The 19,609-nt window shown below is 32.3% G+C and carries 17 protein-coding genes; all 17 read right to left on the bottom strand.

Annotation, left to right across the window (positions count from 1 at the left end):
* Positions 1 to 136: 136 nt before the first annotated feature.
* Positions 137 to 406 carry a 30S ribosomal protein S15 gene (gene rpsO / locus NR218_RS02085; RefSeq protein WP_017174614.1) on the bottom strand — a complete coding sequence of 90 codons (270 nt, stop codon included), beginning with the start codon at positions 404 to 406 and terminating at the stop codon, positions 137 to 139.
* A gap of 110 nt (positions 407 to 516) precedes the next feature.
* Positions 517 to 1,488: a riboflavin biosynthesis protein RibF gene (gene ribF / locus NR218_RS02080; protein WP_002448787.1), complete on the bottom strand. Its 972-nt coding sequence runs from the start codon at positions 1,486 to 1,488 to the stop codon at positions 517 to 519.
* Between the two features lie 17 nt (positions 1,489 to 1,505).
* Entirely contained in the window at positions 1,506 to 2,423 is a 918-nt protein-coding gene (gene truB / locus NR218_RS02075; protein WP_049420550.1) for a tRNA pseudouridine(55) synthase TruB, read from the bottom strand.
* A gap of 211 nt (positions 2,424 to 2,634) precedes the next feature.
* Positions 2,635 to 2,985: a 30S ribosome-binding factor RbfA gene (gene rbfA, locus NR218_RS02070; protein ID WP_002448740.1), complete on the bottom strand. Its 351-nt coding sequence runs from the start codon at positions 2,983 to 2,985 to the stop codon at positions 2,635 to 2,637.
* A gap of 94 nt (positions 2,986 to 3,079) precedes the next feature.
* Positions 3,080 to 5,176, bottom strand: a complete 2,097-nt coding sequence (infB, locus tag NR218_RS02065; protein WP_049382489.1) for a translation initiation factor IF-2 — start codon at positions 5,174 to 5,176, stop codon at positions 3,080 to 3,082.
* Positions 5,177 to 5,180: 4 nt separating this feature from the next.
* The gene (locus NR218_RS02060; RefSeq protein ID WP_017174611.1) at positions 5,181 to 5,498 is read right to left on the bottom strand and encodes a YlxQ family RNA-binding protein; all 318 of its coding nucleotides are present in this window, start codon (positions 5,496 to 5,498) and stop codon (positions 5,181 to 5,183) included.
* Positions 5,495 to 5,779 (bottom strand): RNase P modulator RnpM, encoded by a 285-nt coding sequence (rnpM, locus tag NR218_RS02055; RefSeq protein WP_002448835.1) that lies wholly within the window; start codon positions 5,777 to 5,779, stop codon positions 5,495 to 5,497. The genes NR218_RS02060 and rnpM overlap by 4 nt, the downstream gene beginning before the upstream one ends.
* Positions 5,780 to 5,808: 29 nt before the next feature.
* Positions 5,809 to 7,035, bottom strand: coding sequence for a transcription termination factor NusA (gene nusA, locus NR218_RS02050; protein ID WP_019835114.1), 1,227 nt, complete (start codon positions 7,033 to 7,035; stop codon positions 5,809 to 5,811).
* Between the two features lie 20 nt (positions 7,036 to 7,055).
* A complete protein-coding gene (gene rimP, locus NR218_RS02045; RefSeq protein ID WP_019835115.1) occupies positions 7,056 to 7,523 on the bottom strand; it encodes a ribosome maturation factor RimP in 468 nt (155 codons plus the stop codon).
* A gap of 145 nt (positions 7,524 to 7,668) precedes the next feature.
* Positions 7,669 to 11,979 (bottom strand): PolC-type DNA polymerase III, encoded by a 4,311-nt coding sequence (locus tag NR218_RS02040; RefSeq protein ID WP_128805165.1) that lies wholly within the window; start codon positions 11,977 to 11,979, stop codon positions 7,669 to 7,671.
* Between the two features lie 168 nt (positions 11,980 to 12,147).
* A complete protein-coding gene (locus tag NR218_RS02035) occupies positions 12,148 to 13,848 on the bottom strand; it encodes a proline--tRNA ligase (RefSeq protein ID WP_019835117.1) in 1,701 nt (566 codons plus the stop codon).
* Positions 13,849 to 13,864: 16 nt separating this feature from the next.
* The gene (gene rseP, locus NR218_RS02030) at positions 13,865 to 15,151 is read right to left on the bottom strand and encodes an RIP metalloprotease RseP (RefSeq protein WP_017174606.1); all 1,287 of its coding nucleotides are present in this window, start codon (positions 15,149 to 15,151) and stop codon (positions 13,865 to 13,867) included.
* Positions 15,152 to 15,363: 212 nt separating this feature from the next.
* Positions 15,364 to 16,146: a phosphatidate cytidylyltransferase gene (locus tag NR218_RS02025; RefSeq protein ID WP_017174605.1), complete on the bottom strand. Its 783-nt coding sequence runs from the start codon at positions 16,144 to 16,146 to the stop codon at positions 15,364 to 15,366.
* A gap of 3 nt (positions 16,147 to 16,149) precedes the next feature.
* Positions 16,150 to 16,920 carry an isoprenyl transferase gene (locus NR218_RS02020; protein WP_101804170.1) on the bottom strand — a complete coding sequence of 257 codons (771 nt, stop codon included), beginning with the start codon at positions 16,918 to 16,920 and terminating at the stop codon, positions 16,150 to 16,152.
* 185 nt (positions 16,921 to 17,105) lie between these two features.
* Positions 17,106 to 17,660: a ribosome recycling factor gene (gene frr / locus NR218_RS02015; RefSeq protein ID WP_017174603.1), complete on the bottom strand. Its 555-nt coding sequence runs from the start codon at positions 17,658 to 17,660 to the stop codon at positions 17,106 to 17,108.
* Between the two features lie 16 nt (positions 17,661 to 17,676).
* On the bottom strand, positions 17,677 to 18,399 hold the full coding sequence (pyrH, locus tag NR218_RS02010; protein ID WP_017174602.1) for a UMP kinase: 723 nt from the start codon (positions 18,397 to 18,399) through the stop codon (positions 17,677 to 17,679).
* 138 nt (positions 18,400 to 18,537) lie between these two features.
* Positions 18,538 to 19,416, bottom strand: a complete 879-nt coding sequence (gene tsf, locus NR218_RS02005) for a translation elongation factor Ts (RefSeq protein WP_017174601.1) — start codon at positions 19,414 to 19,416, stop codon at positions 18,538 to 18,540.
* Positions 19,417 to 19,609 lie beyond the last annotated feature (193 nt).

Below are 19,609 nucleotides of genomic sequence, written 5' to 3'. Positions count from 1 at the left end.
TATGAATCTCCTCTCTGAAATCTAATACTTACATCATATCATTTATTTATATATTTTTATATTAGTGTTTATGATAAAAATACAAAAAAAGGAAAGTACCAATCTAAATGGTGCTTTCCCTTCAATATATTTAAAATTAACGACGAATACCTAATGATTTAATTAATTCACGGTAACGTTGAATATCTTTACTACGTAAGTAGTTTAATAAGTGTCTACGACGACCAACCATTTTTAATAATCCACGACGTGAATGGTGATCTTTTTTGTGTTCACGTAAGTGTTCGTTTAATGCAGAGATTTCTGCAGTTAAAACAGCGATTTGTACTTCTGGTGAACCAGTATCTGTTTCGTGTACACGATATTCTTTAATAATTTCATTTTTACGTTCTTGAGTAATAGCCATAATTAAATTCCTCCTAATTTTTGTTTACACCTTAATCTGAGCAAGGCGTCGGAGTTTCAACCTGCCAAGATAAAGGATTCAATAGTAATAAGTTTTTCGAAAACTCAACTTTAGATATTATACGATACATCATCACCAAAATCAACTGCTAAAAGATATTTTGCACGTTCTTTATCGTCATTCATTTGACTTACTAAAGCATCTATACCATCAAATTTTACCTCTGGTCTTAAATAATGGTGCCAATATACGATTACACGTTCTCCATAAATATTTTCTTCAAAATCAAAAATATTTACTTCTATCACCACTTCTGCTTTAGATGGATCGTGAAATGTCGGCTTAACACCTACGTTAGCTACCCCACGATATATTTTGTGTTCGGCACCTATTTCAATACTTACCGCATATACCCCTTTTTTAGGAAGGACATAATCATCGCTAGGTTGGACATTAGCTGTTGGAAAACCGATTGTTCGACCTCTTTTTTCTCCTTGAACAACTGTGCCTTTAATTCGATATAAATACCCTAATTCATCATTAGCTTTTTGTAGATTGCCTTCATGTAACGCTTGTCTAATTGATGTTGTTGAAATTTTTTCAGAATCTAAATCTAATTTACCGACTATTGTAGTATTAAATTCATCTATTTCATTTAACACGGCCATATTTCCTTTACCAAATTTACCAAATGTAAAATCAAATCCTGCAACAACTTCTTTAACATGATTATTAATAATATAGTCTTTGATAAACTCTTCAGCTGTGACGTTAGCGAAACGTGATGAGAAATTGATAACAATACAATAATCAATATCATGCTGTTCTATCATTTCTAATTTATCAGATAGTGGCGTTAAGTAATCTGTACGTTTACGTTCAGGATTTAATACTACTGATGGATGCGGATCAAATGTTGTTACTGCCTTTTTTAAATTTTTTTCTTTTGCACGTATATCTAATGCTTCAAATACTTTACTGTGACCACGATGCATACCATCAAAAAAACCAAATGCCATTGCAACATCTTCTTTTATGAGTTGTTCATTTTGTATTGGATGTGTTATTTCTATCACTTTCATATCAATCAAAGGCTCCTTTAATTAAATACTTTTTTAGGCTTTATTTCGTTAATTTTGTCAGGATGATGTTCATAAATGGCTAATGCTTTTTCACTTATCTTATCAATAAATACAAATTGCTTTTCTAATGATAGAGTAAAATCTTTTTTTAGGAGTTTTTGACCATTTAAGATTCTATACTTTAAAGTGTCATCATCAATGACTACATGTTGTAAACTTTTCAAACCATATTCTATAGGAAATAGATAATGTTGTAATGTTTCATGCTCATGTAATTCAGAAATTTTTTCAAGTGATAAACTCTCATTTATATTAAATCCACCCGAATTTATACGAGTTAACAACGACATATGAGCAGGATAGCCTAAAGCTTTGCCAATATCTGTTGCTAACGTTCTGATATAGGTACCTTTTCCACACGTTACTTTTATATCAAAATGACATGTTTGTTCTATAAATGTTAAATCAGATATTCGTTCAATTTCATCAATTTTAACTTGTCGTTTTGGCCGTTCAATAGTTTCTCCTTTTCTAGCATATTCATATAATTTTTTTCCATTTACTTTTACAGAGGAATACATTGGAGGAATCTGCTCTATTACTCCTTTAAATTCTTCTAAAACACGATCAACTTCTATAGAAGTAATCGTATTCGATGATATATTTACTTTTTCTATTACTTCTCCAGTTTGATCTTCAGTTGTCGTACTTTCACCTAATGTAATGGTTGCTTGATAAGATTTCCCCATATCCATGACATAGTCGCTCACCTTAGTTGCTGTCCCTATACAGATAGGTAGTACACCTGAAACTTCAGGATCTAATGTTCCAGTATGACCTATCTTTTTAGTTTTTAAGATTTTTCTAAGTTTAAATACAACATCATGACTGGTCAAACCACGTTCTTTATACACTGGTAATATACCGTTGTACATTTTTTCACACCCTTTAGTTTATTATGTCTCACTATGTATTATTAAATCATTTAATGTCTTATCCATATTTTATCAGTATTAATCATATAAAAAGGAGTAGGACTGAATTCATGTAAATGTTATCGTCCTACCCCCATTATATGTTGCATCTAAACTTCTTTTTCTGAAGTTATTTGATTGAATGTCACTGATTAATAACAATGATAAAGTATTATTTATCTTGTTTGTGTAAATCTTGAATCATTTTTTCAATTTTATTACCGTATTCAATTGATTCATCATATTCAAAGAATAACTCTGGTACTATACGTAATCTCATTCTTGAACCTAACTCAGATTTAATGAAGCCTTTTGCTTTATCTAAAGCTTTGAACGTATCGTTAACTTCCTTCTTATTGCCAAGCACTGTTAAGAAAACTTTGGCTTGTGATAAATCATTTGTTAATTCAACGTCTGTAATAGTAATAAATCCTACTCTTGGATCTTTTACTTTATTATTAATGATATCCATAACTTCTTTTTTCATTTGTTCGCCAACACGTTCAGCTCTCATATTACTCATGGATATGTCACCTCTTTATTATTTAACATATGATTAGAAGAGAATGCTAAAGTTCCTACCTATATTATATACACTTTAGCCCCTTACAAATTAGTTATCTTTCAATTTCTACCATTTCGAATGCTTCAATAATATCGCCTTCTTTAATGTCATTAAAGTTTGCAATTGTAATACCACATTCGTAACCTTGTGATACTTCTTTAGCGTCATCTTTAAATCGTTTTAACGTATCAAGTTCACCTTCGAATTGAACAATACCATCACGAATGACACGTACGCCTGCGTTACGAGTGATTTTACCTTCAGTCACGTAACTACCAGCAATGGTTCCAACTTTTGAAACTTTGAATGTTTGACGTACTTCAGCCTGTCCGATAACTTGTTCTTCAAATTCAGGATCTAATAAACCTTTCATCGCTGATTCAATTTCTTCTATAACATTATAAATGACTCTATGAAGACGCATATCAACATTTTCAGCTTCTGCTGCACGTTTCGCACCTGCATCAGGACGTACGTTAAATCCAACAATAATACCATTTGAGGCATTAGCTAATGTAACATCTGATTCATTGATTGCCCCAACAGCTGTATGAATAATACGAACATTTACGCCTTCAACATCAATTTTCATAAGAGATGCAGCTAAAGCTTCTACAGAACCTTGTACATCACCTTTAATAATGACATTAAGATCTTTCATTTCTCCTTGTTTCATTTGTTCGAATAAATTATCTAATGAAACATTTTTGCTTTCTTGACGTTGTTGAATCACACTTGCTTCATGACGAGCTTCACCAATACGACGCGCTTGTTTTTCATCTTTGAAAATAACGAAGCGGTCACCTGCTTGAGGTACATCGTTAATACCAGTAATTTCAACCGGTGTAGAAGGCCCAGCTGTTTTAATTCTTTGACCCAAATCATTTACCATAGCTCTTACGCGACCATACGTATTACCAACTACAATTGAATCACCTACATGCAACGTACCATTTTGAACTAATAATGACGCAGCTGGTCCACGTGATTTGTCTAATTCTGCTTCAATAACAGTACCTACTGCTTGCTTATCAGGATTAGCTTTTAATTCTTGTACTTCGGCAACTAAACCAATCATTTCTAATAAGTCATCAATACCATCACCATTTAATGCTGAAAGTGGTACAAAGATTGTGTCGCCACCCCAATCTTCTGGAATTAAACCATATTCAGTTAACTCTTGCATCACTCGGTCTGGATTTGCAGTTGGTTTATCAACTTTGTTGACCGCAACAATTGTTGGTACATCCGCTTCTTTAGCATGGTTAATTGCTTCAATTGTTTGAGGCATAACGCCATCATCTGCTGCTACTACTAAAATAGTGATATCTGTTACTTGAGCACCACGTGCACGCATTGTTGTGAAAGCTGCATGTCCAGGTGTATCTAAGAAAGTAATTTTTTTACCATTATTTTCAATTTGATATGCACCAATGTGTTGTGTGATACCGCCTGCTTCTCCTGCTGTGACTTTAGTATTTCTAATTGAGTCTAGTAATGTTGTTTTACCATGGTCAACGTGTCCCATAATTGTTACAACTGCTGGTCGTTCAATTGCATCTGGATCGTCTTCTTCATCATCAAAATAAGTTGTTAGGTCTTCTTCATTAACAACAACTTCTTTTTCAATTTCAACACCATAATCATCTGCGATAAGTTCTAATGTTTCTTCATCTAATGATTGGTTAATATTAGCAACAATACCTAACAAGAATAATTTTTTAATAATGCCAGATGATTCGATATTTAATTTATCAGCAAGTTCTCCTACTGTAATACCTTCCTCATACGTGATTTTTGAAGGCATTTCTTTAGGTTCAGCAGCAGATTTGTTATTCTTACCTTTATTATTATTTTTGTTGTTTTTATTGTTTTTGCTATTTTTATTGTTTTTTTTCTTTGAATTAGATTTGTTTTGATTATTATCTTTTTTACTTTGTTGTTTTTGGTGATTATTTTGAGTGTTTTGTTTTTTATTTTCTTCATTTTGTGATGATTTGAACTTTTTATCAAGCATCTTAATTTGGTCATCTTCTAATGCTTGCATGTGATTGGATACTTCAACGTCCATTTTCTTTAACTCATCTATAATCTCTTTACTTTTAACATTTAATTCTTTCGCATATTCGTAAATTCTCTTTTTACTCATATAATCACTCCTTACAATATTCATCAATCATCGACATAAGTTTTTTAGCAAAACCTGAATCTGTCACGCCAACATTTACACGTTCTTCTTTGCCCAATGATTGTCCTAATTCTACTCTCGTACCGAAAACTCTAAACGGAACATGATATGTGTCACATTTATTCTTTATATTCTTTTTAGCGTTATCTGAAGCATCAGTAGATAAAATCACAAGTTTAATATTACGTTTTTTTATCTCAGATATGAGTACTGATTCTCCAACTTTAACTTTTCTAGCTCTCATCGCTAAGCCTAAAAAATTAAATATCTGTTCTTTTATCATTTAGGAATCTCTTCTCTATAAATTAATCGAATTACTTCTTTATATACAGGATCTAATTTTTCAGGACTTTCATTAAAGTACTTCTCGAGTACACCATTTTTTTGAGCATCTTCTACGCTTTTAACATCTTTTGAAACATATGCACCTCTACCTTGTTGTTTTCCAGTACCATCAGCGAAAATTTCGCCTTCTTTATTAATTACTACTCGAATCATGTCTTTTTTAGGACGCATTTCATTCGTGATGATGCATTTGCGCATTGGAATTTTCTTCTTCTTCATTTACTACTCACCCCATATGCTTAAACGTATTAATGTTCTTCTTTATTATCTGAAGCGTCTTGTGCTTCATTTGAAGTTTCATCAACTTCCGCTGATAATTCAGCTGTTGTTAAGTTTGTTTCTTCTAAATTTATGTCATCAATTTCAATATCTTTATCTTCAGAAAATACTATTTCATCAGCTTTTTCTTCAGATTCAATTACAGGATAAATCCCTGCTTCGCGAGCATCTGTTTCAGATTTAATATCAATTTTCCATCCTGTAAGTTTGGCAGCTAAGCGCGCATTTTGTCCACGTTTACCAATAGCTAATGATAATTGATAATCAGGTACTACCACTACAGTAGATTGGTTATCTTCATCAACAATAACTTCTAAAACTTGTGATGGGCTTAAAGCATTACGTACAAAAACGTTTGGATCTTCATCCCATTGAACAATATCGATTTTTTCTCCACCTAATTCTTCAACAACCGCTTCAACACGTGAACCTTTTGCACCTACACAAGCTCCCACTGCATCTATATCTGGATTTTCAGAGTATACACTAATTTTAGAACGATCTCCTGCTTCACGTGCAACTGATTTCACAATAACAGTTCCATCATAAATTTCTGGAACTTCTTGTTCAAATAAACGTTTTAATAAACCCGGATGACTTCTTGACACATAAATTTGTGGACCTTTTGTTGTTTGCTCTACTTTATTAACATAGACTTTAATTCTTTCATTTGGAATGTATGTCTCATTAGGACTTCTTTCAGCTTCAGATAAAACCGCTTCGATTCTACCTAAATTAACATACACATATCGATGATCAACACGATCAATCACACCTGTTAAAATATCTTCTTCTTTATCAATAAACTCAGAGTATAAAATTTCTCTTTCAGCATCTCTTAGACGTTGCATTACTGCTTGTTTAGCAGCTTGTGCGCCCACACGACCAAAGTCTTTAGGTGTGACATCTTCTTCGTAAATATCACCTATTTCATAAGCAGGATTTTTAACTAAAGCTGTGCTTAAATCAACTTCTTCACGATCATCAAATACTTCTTCTACAACTTCTTTACGTGCGATGACTTTAAATGTGCCTTCATCCATATTTAATTCTACACGGACGTTTCTAGCACTATCATAATTTTTCTTATATGCAGTAATTAAAGCTGCTTCAATTGCATCAATCAAAACTTCTCTTGGAATTTTCTTTTCCTTTTCTAAGTATTCAGTTGCTAATAATAATTCATTACTTGCCACAATTATTCCTCCTCATCACGTTAAATCATTACAGCGTGACGTGCTTTTGCAATTTTATTTCTTGGTATCTCAATTGTTTTTTTCTTTGCTTTTTCTTTAACTTCCATAGTTATTGTGTCATCATCGACAGACTTCAGAATGCCTAACCATTCTTTATCACCTTCAATTGGCGCATAAAGAGATACAAATACAGGTTGCTCTATCGCATTTTGATAATCTTTTTCTTTTTTTAGTGGACGTTCAGCTCCAGGTGAAGCTACATCAAGATAATACATTTCAGGAATAGGATCATTTTGATCCATTGCTTCACTTATTTTTTCAGAAGCAAGCGTACAATCATTTAAATCCACGCCACCTTCTTTATCAATAGAGATTCTCAAAAAACGATCTTTGCCTTCTTTTGCATATTCAACATCAACTAATTCAAAGTTTAAATCATCTAAAATGGGAGTAATGATAGTTTCTACTTCTTCAGTAATTTTACTCATACAGGCCTCCTTTTTTGGCAAATAGAAAAGAGCGGGTATATGCCCACTCTTTCTGCCTGAGTCTAAATTTTTCCACAAACTAATTATAACATACTTTATATGCTTAAACAAATGAAGCTACTATTAATACTTCTAAGTTGTCCATTTACATATCAAAAATGGACAATTGTGCTTTATCTGGTAAATCTGGTAATGAACCCAAATCATCAAGGTATTCAATAATTTTTTGAGATAAACCTGCTTTTTTATTAAGGTCTTCTTTGGATAAAAATGGACCGTCTTCACGTGCCTCAACAATACGTTTAGCTACGTTTTCACCTAATCCTGGCACAGCAATAAATGGTGGGATCAATGTATCATCTTCAATAATGAAATCAAAAGCTTGACTTTTTTCTAAGCTAATCGGCTGCATTTTAAATCCACGATGTGCCATTTCATTCATTATTTCTAATACTGTTAATACATCTTTTTCTTTTTTTCCTAAATCCATATAACGAGAATACATATCTTTAACTGTGTTCTTAATACTTTCTTTATCTTTAATCATTGTAATTAAATCAAAGTCTGATGCACGAATTGTAAAATATGCTGCATAATAGTATAACGGATGATGCACTTTAAAGTATGCAATACGTACAGCCATAAGTACGTAAGCAGCTGCGTGAGCTTTAGGGAACATGTATTTAATTTTTAAGCATGAATCTAAATACCAATCAGGTACATCATTCGCTTTCATCGCATCTATCATTTCATCCGTAAGTCCTTTACCTTTACGCACAGACTCCATTGTTTTGAAGGCCATTGATGGTTCAAGCCCAGCATACATAAGATATACCATAATATCGTCACGACAACCAATTACACTGGATAAATCGCAGATGCCTGAGCGAATTAACTCTTGTGCATTACCAAGCCACACATCGGTACCATGTGATAAACCTGAAATTTGTACAAGTTCAGAAAATGTTGTTGGCTTAGTGTCTTCTAACATTTGACGAACGAAACCTGTACCAAATTCAGGTACACCAAATGTGCCTGTCTTACATAAAATATCCTCTTCTGTTACACCTAAAGAAGCCGGACTACTAAATATTTGCATTGTCTCCTTATCATCAACAGGAATCGTTTTAGGATCGATACCCGATAAATCCTGTAACATCCGTATCATTGTAGGATCATCGTGTCCAAGTATATCGAGTTTTAACACATTATCATGAATCGAGTGGAAATCAAAGTGTGTGGTCATCCAAGATGCACTTTGATCATCTGCTGGATATTGTATCGGTGTAAAATCGTAAATATCCATATAATCAGGAACTACAATAATTCCTCCTGGATGCTGTCCAGTTGTACGTTTAACACCTGTACATCCTTTGACAAGTCTATCGATTTCCGCACCACGTTTATGAATACCTTGATCATTTAGATATCCTTTAACGAAGCCAAATGCCGTTTTTTCAGCCACTGTACCAATTGTACCTGCTCGGAATACTTTATCTTCTCCAAAAAGTACTTTCGTATAGTTATGGGCATGCGGTTGATATTCACCACTAAAGTTCAAGTCAATATCTGGTACTTTATCTCCTTTAAATCCTAAGAAAGTCTCAAATGGAATATCTTGACCTTCTTTAATTAATTCGCCACCACATGTTTCACATGTTTTATCAGGTAAGTCGAATCCTGAACCTACCGACCCATCATCAAAAAATTCACTCGTCTTACAATGTGGACATATATAGTGTGGAGGGAGTGGATTCACTTCTGTTATCTCTGTCATCGTTGCAACAAAGCTCGAACCTACAGAACCACGTGACCCTACCAAATATCCATCATCTAATGACTTTTTAACTAACCGTTGTGATATGAGATAGATAACTGAAAAGCCATTACCAATAATACTATCTAATTCTTTTTCGAGACGATCAATGACAATTTGCGGTAAGTCATCACCATACAATTTTTTCGCATTTGTATAGCTTAATTCACGTATTTCTTCGTTAGCGCCCTCCATACGTGGCGTAAATAATTGATCTTTAATTGGAATTACTTTCTCAATTCGGTCTGCTAATTCATTCGTATTTTTAACAACAATATCATAGGCTTTATCTTCTCCTAAAAAATGAAATTCATCTAACATTTCATCTGTTGTTCTAAAATGTGCTTCTGGAAGTGTGGAACGATTTAATGGATTACCTGGTTGTGATGCAATTAAAATTTTACGAGCAATAGCATCATGCTCAAATAAGTAATGAGCATTACCAGTAGCTATCACAGGTATTCCTGTACTTTCTCCCGCTTTTAAAATACGATCATATATTTCATACAATGTTTCAGTATCACGGATTAATTCACGATCGATTAAATCTTGATAAAGCTTAGGTGGTTGTACTTCTATAAAATCATAATACTTTGCTATTTTTTCAACTTCAGATTGATCACGTTGCATCACAGCTGTAAATAATTCCCCTTCATCACAAGCTGTACCTACTAGAATGCCTTCTCGATATTCATTTAATAATGATCGTGGAATTCTAGGTGTTCTATAATAATATTTTACTAAAGAAGCACTTACGATTTTAAATAAATTCTTGAGTCCATCTTGATTTTGAACTATGAGTGTGACATGGGTTGGTCGTGCACGTTTATAGGCATCTTCATTTGATAATTTTTTATTAATATCTTTATGATTAGTCACACCTAGTTCTTTCATCTGTTGAACCATTTTAATGAAAATATAAGCTGTTGCTTCAGTATCATAAATCGCTCTATGGTGTTGAGTAAGTTCAACGCCATATTTTTTAGCTAAGAAATTTAATCCATGTTTACCATATTCAGTGTTAATGGTACGTGATAATTCAAGAGTATCAATCACTCCATTAGTTGATGGACCGAAACCTAATCGTTCGTACCCTGTATCAATAAAGCCCATATCGAATGAAGCATTATGCGCTACAAAAATGGCATCTCCTACCCATTCCTTAAATTCTGTTAGTACTTCTTCAATTTCTGGTGCATCCACTAGCATGTCATCTGTAATGTGTGTCAGATTAATTATTGTTTCTGATAATTTTTCATGTGGATTACTAAATCTTTCAAATTTATCTATAATTTCGCCGTCTTTAACTTTGACAGCAGCAAGTTCGATAATTTGATCATATTGATTAGATAAACCTGTTGTTTCGACGTCAAACACTACATATGTAGCTTCTTTTAAATTTCTATCAGTAGGTTTATAGGCAATAGGCACACCATCATCGACTAACATGCCTTCCATCCCGTAAATCATTTTAATTCCATTTTTTTCCGCTGCACTATGAGCATCAGGAAAAGCTTGAACCACATTATGATCAGTAACAGCTATTGCTTTATGTCCCCATGCTGCAGCCTGATTAACGTACGCACTGATGTTTGGAATACCATCCATTTGACTCATTGATGAATGTAAATGAAATTCGACACGTTTCTCTTCTGCTTTATCTTGTTTAGGTGTCTTTTTGATTTCTTCAATATCTGACATCATCATGACTAAATCACGTACAAACGTATCTTCTTCTATACGACCTTGTGCACGTACCCATTTACCTACACTTAAGGCTTTAAAGTGATTTAAATCATCCTTATTTTTTCTAGTAAACATTTTTAATACTAAAGAATCTGTATAGTCTGTCACTTTAAGTTCAACAATGTGACGTCCACTTTTTAGTTCTTTAATGTTAATATCAAAGATAACCCCTTCAATGGCTACTTTAAATTCTTCTTCAATAATTGTTTCAATAGGTTTAATATTTTCAACGTGAATTGGCTTTCCTATTTGACATTTTTCAACACTACTGCCGTTATTATCTTGTTGTTTTGCTTTTTCAGCTTTTATTTTTTCAATTTTTTCTGTAGCTTCTTTAGCACTTTGTTGATCTTCTTCTTGAATATGTGCCTCTAATGAAGCAAGATCTTCATCTCTATTCGAATCATCAGTTTCAAATATTACTTTATCTATATCAAAGCCACATTTTTGAAATGCTTTTACTAAACTACCATTACATACTTTATCAAAATGATTTCTTTCAATATCATTTGAAGTCATTACTTTTAAAACATTACCTGACATAATTAAACGTTTTTGTTTAAGTTGACCCTTCACTTTTGGTGATAAAGCTGTGTGTTCAATACAATGTCCAAAATATTTAATCACATGTTCATCTTGATTCGATGTATTTTGAATTGTAAAATGCCAGTCCACATGTGCAATATCTTTAAACTCTTCTTTAATTGCATGAGTAAAGATTAAATAATCTTCATTTGAAAGAAAATAAGGTAACGTAATTTGAAATTCCCAACTTCTATTTTTATTTGATACATCTATTCGTGTGAGTTCACCTTTTTCAAGTATTTCTTTATCCAATTGATTTGAAATCTTAATTTGATCGGCAAGTACTCTAAATTTTTCCTGACTTGTCATTGCCACAAAGAATAACCACCTTATTTCGAACTTATCATTTACTTTAAAAAACTTGATTTATATTATACTACTTTCACATTTATTTTTCATGATTACAGTTTAACTAATAAAAACAATAAAAGAGGTTGGAAACAACAAAATGTTCCAACCATTTTTATTCATGTGCACCTATAGTTTTTCATAGAGTGAAGCAATGTGATTGTCTAATTCATTAACATGAACTTCTTCACTTTCACCCGTTTGACGCACTTTAACTTCAACAATACCTTCACTTGCATTTTTACCTACAACAATTCTTATCGGTAAACCAATTAAATCAGCGTCATTAAATTTAACGCCTGCACGCTCTTTACGATCATCATAAAGTACATCATATTTAGATTGTAATTCTGAGTATAATTTATCTCCTAATTCAAGTTGTTCTTCTTTTTTAGGATTGATTGTAATTAAATGTAAATCAAATGGAGTGACTGACTTTGGCCAAATAATACCATTTTCATCATTATTTTGCTCAACAATCGCACTTAATGTTCTAGACACTCCGATACCATAGCAACCCATAATTAAAGGTTGCGCTTTACCTTGATTATCTAAAAATTTAGCATTCATTGCTTCAGAATATTTCGTTCCCAGTTTAAATACTTGTCCAACTTCAATACCTTCTGCAAAATTTGCATTTCCAGAACCATCACTTAACGGTTCACCTTCTAAAATAAATCTAAAGTCTCCGTATTCATCGATATTAAAATCACGCTCAACATTTGCATTAATATAGTGATAGCCATCTTCATTAGCACCTACCACTATGTTATTTAAATCTTTAACAAAATTATCAGCAATAATTTTAATGTCTTTATTATGAATAGGTCCTAATGAACCAGGATTTGCTCCAAGTAAATTTACAATTTCATCTTGAGTCGCCATTTCCACATTATCAGTTTCAAAGTATGCTTTCACCTTCACATCATTGAGCTCGTGATGGCCTCTTACTAAGAACATCATGAATTCTCCATCCACTTTGAAAATCATTGTTTTTACAATTTCATCAATTGGACGATTTAAAAAGTCAGCCAATTCTTGAGCTGTTTTAATATTTGGCGTTTCTATTTTTTCTAGTGATTTAATGTCTGTATGTTTCTCATTTGGATAATACTTAACTTCAGCTTTTTCAATATTTGCTGCATAATCACTATTTTCACTATACACAATCGTATCTTCACCAATTTCACTTAAAGCCATAAATTCATGTGTATGATTACCGCCAATAGCACCTGAATCAGCTACTACTGGACGCGCATTAATTCCAACACGTTTAAAAATACGACTATAAGCATTGTACATCTCTTGATATGTTTGATCTAATGATGCTTCATCAGCATGGAAAGAATAAGCATCTTTCATGATGAACTCTCTTCCACGTAATAAACCAAAACGTGGACGTTTTTCATCACGGAACTTAGATTGAATTTGGAATAATGTTAATGGTAATTGTTTATAAGACTTTAATTCGTCTCTAACGATAGAAGTCACTACTTCTTCGTGAGTAGGTCCTAAAGCAAATTCTCTTCCATTACGGTCTTTTAATCGCATTAATTCAGGACCATAAGCGCCCCAACGTCCCGACTCTTCCCAAAGTTCTGCTTGCTGCAATGCTGGCATTAAAATCTCAACTGCATCAATATTTTCCATTTCTTCACGAATGATTTTAGAAATATGATTTAGTACACGTGTTGCTAAGGGTAAATAACTATAAATACCACTTGTGCTTTGTTTAATTAAACCTGCTTTTAATAACAACTGATGACTTAAAGCCTCAGCTTCAGAAGGGACTTCTCTCATTGTTGGTATAAAGACTTTCGATTGTTTCATTTTTTATCCTCCTAAATTATAAGAAATAACGTTGTATATCATTCCAAGTGACTAAGACCATAATAATCACTACAAATATAGCTCCAACAGCAATAATTGCAGTTTCAGCTTTTTTGTTTACTGGTCTTCTAAATATCGCTTCATAAATAACAAATAAAATTCTACCACCATCTAAAGCTGGAATAGGTAATAAGTTCATAATCCCTAAGTTAACACTCAGCAATGCCGTATAGTATGTTAATGCAATAATACCTTGTTTTACTACAGAATCTACATTGTGATAAATACCCACTGGACCATTTAACATATCAAAAGTAAAGCCACCTGTGAAAATACTTCCAATCATTGTTCCAACTGCTTTAAAAATAAGTACACTTGCATCTAAAAATTGTTGTACGCCTAATGCTAATGGCTTAAATAGTGAATGTTCATTCGCAGGTTGAAAACCTAATACATAAGAAGTTTTAGAATTTAATTTTGTCTGTTTAATCACTTGTTTTTTAGGTGTAACATCTAGTGATTTGGTGTGACCATCTCGTACAATTTTAATTGTTGTTTGATGGTCTTTCGTTTTATTAAGTGCACTTTGAATATCGCTAAAATCGTTAATTTTATAGTGTCCAACTTGAACAATTTTATCTCCAGCTTTTAATCCAGCTTCTTGTGCTGGATAATTGTCTGCTAATTGTTTTACTGTAGGGGTAGGCGTACCTTGATAATAAGCTAAGCCAATAAATAGTACGAGAGCTAAAATAAAGTTAAATAATGGGCCCGCAAATAAAGTTAAAAACTTAGGTAATGGTTTTTTATGTGTAAATTGACGATGCCTTGGTGCAATTTGAATTAAACTACCATTTTCAACAAAGTAAGCTTTTTTAGCAATATTAAAATGATGTCTTTCATTATCATATGCTGTAATACCTTCAATATATAAATCATCTTTAAAATCACATCGTTTAACTTCAATCGCTTCAATTTTTTGGAATTTATGTTGATCATCTAAAATAATATGTGTAATTTCATCTTGTTCATTTAGTTTTATTTTAACATTCATTCCTGGCTGAACGGGTGGTTCTTCTAATCCATCTCCTGCCATTCTTACATATCCACCAACTGGAAGTAAACGTATTGTATATAACGTTTCATCTTTACGGAAACTGAAAATTTTGGGTCCCATTCCAATCGCAAATTCTGGACACATAATACCTGCACGTTTTGCAAAAAACATATGTCCATATTCATGTACTGTAACGAGTACACCAAATACGATAATAAATGAGACGATTGTGATTAAATAACTCACTTACAACACCTCAATTAATTTTAATATTTAAATTATCTAGATTATAAGATTTTAGATTTTAAATTTTATAATAATTTCTAGTATAAAAAAACAGTTTTAAAAAAAGAGCTATAAAGTACACGATTGTATAATATTAATCAAATGTGAACTCAATAACTCCTCAATTATATCATTATATGCTTTTCATAAATAAATAAAACGTTAATTTTTTATTACATTTGTAGTAATAGAATGTTTAACAGTGGTAAAACAAACATAAAGCTATCAAATCTATCTAAAATACCGCCATGTCCTGGCAAGATTCTGCCTGAATCTTTAACACCAAAATGACGTTTAAAACCAGATTCTACTAAGTCACCTAATTGACCAAATACACTTAAAATAATTGTAATTAATAATAACAGCCAAATATTTAGATGAAAATCTACAAAAAACATCATTACAAGTGGAACAATTAAACTACAAATGAGTCCTCCAATAAAACCTTCAATCGTTTTGTTTGGACTAATAACTGGCCATAGTTTGTGTTTTCCCATTAATCGTCCAAATATATATGCGCCAGTATCTGTTAACCATACGATTAAAAATGCAAAAAGTATATAATGTAAACCATAAGAACGTGTAGCATAAAAATACATAAATCCTATTCCAACGTATGCTACAGACATTAAACAAAATGCAGCGTCCATAAAGCTAAATCTGTTTTTCGAAAGTACAGTATAACTTAATAGTATGAAGCTCATTGCAATTAAACTTTTTAATTGAACATCACTCACCCAATCTCCGGCAGACTGAGGAAGCATAATAATAATAAGCGCTATAGCACTGAAAATACCTGGAATTGATAAAAATTTAATCATATTCATATTTAACAATTCTTTTAAAGCAATGAGCGCCAGCAAATAAGCAAAAAGCATTAAAATAGTTCCACCTTTTAATAATATAGGTAGAAAAATAAGCAATGCTATAATCGCGGTCAATGTTCTTACTTTCATAATTTACTCCTCACTTAATCCTCCAAAACGTCTTTGGCGAGATTGATATATTTTTATACATTGTTTTAATTCTTCACCATCAAAGTCTGGCCATAACTTCTCATTAAAAATAAATTCACTATACGAAGCCTGCCAAATTAAGAAGTTACTAAGGCGTTGTTCTCCAGATGTACGTATTAATAAATCTGGATCTGGATATGGATGGGTCATTAAATGTTTGGAAATCATCAATTCATCAATATCATCACTGTTTTGACCATTACGTTGAAGTTCATCATAAATTGATTTCATACTTTGAACAAGTTCAGCTCGTCCACCATAATTAATGGCAAATACTAATTTCAAGCCTGTATTATTTTTGGTTTTTTCTTTAGCATAATTAATCGCCTCAATTGTTGATTGGGGTACTGCATCTAAAAAACCAATAGTTTCTATCTTAACATTTTTCTCTATAAGTTCTGGTAGAAATGTTTTTAAAAAATTCACAGGTAAATTCATGATATAATTAACTTCACTTTCAGGTCTTGACCAATTTTCCGTTGAAAAAGCGTATAAAGTTAAATATTTAATACCTAAATGACTTGCTTCACGTGTCACTTTTTTTATGGTTTGCATACCTTCATAGTGACCTTTAATTCTAGGCATTTTACGCTTTTTTGCCCAACGACCATTTCCGTCCATGATAATTGCTATATGTTCAGGTAAATTATGTATATCTAAATCATCATTTTGATTGATTTTAGTCTTATTTCTTTTTATTAGCTTTCTAAACATGGTCTTTCCTCCGAGCCTGATCATTTCTGTTATATTATATAGGTTATTTAAGAAATCATCTATCATTTTATCATACTAAATAATGGCATTGAATAAGCAAATTAAAAAACTGTACCAAAGTCTGACTTGGCACAGTTTAGACTAAAACAATTTATAATCTTGTCATAGAAGAGTATGATGAAATATTAAACAGACATAATATCTTTTTCTTTTTCATCAACTAAATTATCAATTTCTTTAATTGAATTGTCTGTTACTTTTTGAACATCTTCTGTTTGGCTTCTTAAATCATCTTCAGTAATGTCTCCATTTTTTTCGTCTTTTTTCAATTGATCATTGATATCACGACGAATATTACGGATTGAAACTTTTGAATCTTCACCGATTTTTTTAACATTTTTAACTAATTCTTTACGGCGTTCTTCAGTTAAAGCAGGAACAGTGATACGAATAACTTCACCGTCACTAGTAGGGTTCACACCTAGGTTAGCAGCAATAATCGCTTTTTCAATATCAGCTACAGATGATTTATCATATGGAGAAATGACAAGTAAGCGTGCTTCAGGCACGTTTATACTCGCTAACTGTTGAACTGGTGTTGGCGCACCATAATAATCAACATTTACTCCGTTTAATAAATTAGAATTCGCTCTACCCGCACTAATATTAGCTAATTCACGTGATAAATTTTCAATTGATTTTTTCATTCTAGATTTTGTATCTTGAATTATCTCACTCATACATTTACACCTCTAATTATTTAGTAATTAATGTACCAATTTTTTCGCCCATAACGGCACGTTTAATATTGCCTTCTTCCATAATAGAGAATACATTTAATGGAATGTTATTATCCATACAGAATGAAGAAGCAGTTGAATCCATAACTTGTAGGCCTTCTTGTAACATTTGAATATGTGTTAGATGATCATATTTTACAGCATTTTTATCAATTTTTGGGTCGGCAGAATACACACCATCAACATTATTTTTACCCATTAAAATGACATCGGCCTCTACTTCAGCTGCACGTAGTGCTGCAGTTGTGTCAGTAGAGAAGTATGGATTACCAATACCAGCTGCAAAAATAACTACGCGTTTTTTCTCTAAATGTCTAATTGCGCGACGACGAATATAAGGCTCAGCAACCTGTTTCATTTCAATTGAAGTTAATACTCGTGTATCACAATCTAATTGCTCTAAACTATCTTGTAATGCCAATGCATTCATTACAGTAGCAAGCATGCCCATATAATCAGCTGTACCACGGTCCATGCCTAAATCGCTACCTGTTTTACCTCTCCAAATATTACCGCCACCAACGATAACCGCTATTTCACAATCCATTTTAGCTACTTCAGCGACTTGTTTTGCTACACTTTTAATGATGATAGGATTGATACCAAAACCTTTTTCACCTGCAAGTGCTTCACCACTAAGTTTCAGTACTACACGTTTATATTTAGAAGTCTGCGCCATTATTTTTTCCTCTCTATGATTAATGATATGTAATATATACAAGTAAAGAAGACACTAATGGTCTTCTATAATAAAAGAATTTTATTATATAGAATTCCTTAAAGGTGTCTTCTTTCTTGTTAGAATAATGTGAACAAATTATTTCATTTGACCTTTAACTTCATCAGCAAAGTTTTCTTCGCGTTTTTCCATACCTTCGCCTACTTCATAACGTACGAAGTCAGCTAATTTACCGCCTTTAGATTTTAAGAAAGCTTCAACTGTTTGATCTGGGTCTTTAACGAAGTTTTGGTCAACAGCACAAATTTCTTGAAGATATTTACGTAAACGACCTTCAACCATTTTTTCAACGATATTTTCAGGTTTACCTTCATTTAATGCTTGTTGTTTTAATACTTCTCTTTCGTGATTAATTTCTTCGTCACTTACTTGGTCTGAAGAAACATATTTAGGATTAATTGCAGCGATGTGCATTGCTACATCTTTAGCTGCTTCTTCATCAGTAGAACCTTCAACAACAGTCAATACACCGATACGTCCACCCATGTGTAAGTATGCACCAAAAGCATCGTTATCAGATTTAGTTCTAATAGCAAAACGACGGATGCTTAATTTTTCACCGATTGTTGAGATAGCCTCTTTCATTCTTTCATCAACTGTTTGACCACTTGCTAATTTAGTTTCTAATAAAGCTTCTACTGTTTCAGCTTTACTTTCAAGGATTTGATTAGCAATTTCTTTAACTAATTCTTGGAATCCTTCGTTTCGAGCAACGAAATCAGTTTCAGAGTTAATTTCAACGATTGCTGCTTCATTACCTTTTACTTCTACATGTACTAAACCTTCAGCAGCGATTCGATCAGCTTTTTTAGCTGCTTTAGCAATACCTTTTTCACGTAAGTAGTCGATTGCTTTATCGATATCTCCATCAGTTTCAGTTAGCGCTTTTTTACAATCCATCATACCTGCGCCAGTTCTTTCACGTAATTCTTTAACAAGTTTTGCTGAAATTGCCATTAATTATTCCTCCAATATGTCTAATTGTAATAATAGATGATATTTAAATATTACCATTAAAGGTACTATTATTTCCAATACTCTATTACGATTTATTAATAATTTTTTAAATTAAGGTTGTTTTAAAAATAAAATCTGATTTAAAAGTATAATTGAATATTTATCTTTTATATTTATACCCAATTTACTATCC

The sequence above is a fragment of the Staphylococcus sp. SUC_1.2 genome (assembly GCF_026222585.1).
This window is presented reverse-complemented; position numbering and strand designations above follow the sequence as displayed.

What these genes read in the sequence shown, in the direction of transcription:
- NR218_RS02020 (WP_101804170.1), bottom strand. Translation starts at nt 16,920, where the DNA reads ATGTTTAGAAAGCTAATAAAAAGAAATAAGACTAAAATCAATCAAAAT.
- pyrH (WP_017174602.1), bottom strand. Translation starts at nt 18,399, where the DNA reads ATGGCGCAGACTTCTAAATATAAACGTGTAGTACTGAAACTTAGTGGT.
- NR218_RS02035 (WP_019835117.1), bottom strand. Translation starts at nt 13,848, where the DNA reads ATGAAACAATCGAAAGTCTTTATACCAACAATGAGAGAAGTCCCTTCT.
- NR218_RS02060 (WP_017174611.1), bottom strand. Translation starts at nt 5,498, where the DNA reads ATGATAAAAGAACAGATATTTAATTTTTTAGGCTTAGCGATGAGAGCT.
- NR218_RS02040 (WP_128805165.1), bottom strand. Translation starts at nt 11,979, where the DNA reads ATGACAAGTCAGGAAAAATTTAGAGTACTTGCCGATCAAATTAAGATT.
- tsf (WP_017174601.1), bottom strand. Translation starts at nt 19,416, where the DNA reads ATGGCAATTTCAGCAAAACTTGTTAAAGAATTACGTGAAAGAACTGGC.
- ribF (WP_002448787.1), bottom strand. Translation starts at nt 1,488, where the DNA reads ATGAAAGTGATAGAAATAACACATCCAATACAAAATGAACAACTCATA.
- rnpM (WP_002448835.1), bottom strand. Translation starts at nt 5,779, where the DNA reads ATGAAGAAGAAGAAAATTCCAATGCGCAAATGCATCATCACGAATGAA.
- truB (WP_049420550.1), bottom strand. Translation starts at nt 2,423, where the DNA reads ATGTACAACGGTATATTACCAGTGTATAAAGAACGTGGTTTGACCAGT.
- NR218_RS02025 (WP_017174605.1), bottom strand. Translation starts at nt 16,146, where the DNA reads ATGAAAGTAAGAACATTGACCGCGATTATAGCATTGCTTATTTTTCTA.
- rbfA (WP_002448740.1), bottom strand. Translation starts at nt 2,985, where the DNA reads ATGAGTAATATGAGAGCTGAACGTGTTGGCGAACAAATGAAAAAAGAA.
- infB (WP_049382489.1), bottom strand. Translation starts at nt 5,176, where the DNA reads ATGAGTAAAAAGAGAATTTACGAATATGCGAAAGAATTAAATGTTAAA.
- rimP (WP_019835115.1), bottom strand. Translation starts at nt 7,523, where the DNA reads ATGAGTAAAATTACTGAAGAAGTAGAAACTATCATTACTCCCATTTTA.
- frr (WP_017174603.1), bottom strand. Translation starts at nt 17,660, where the DNA reads ATGAGTGAGATAATTCAAGATACAAAATCTAGAATGAAAAAATCAATT.
- rpsO (WP_017174614.1), bottom strand. Translation starts at nt 406, where the DNA reads ATGGCTATTACTCAAGAACGTAAAAATGAAATTATTAAAGAATATCGT.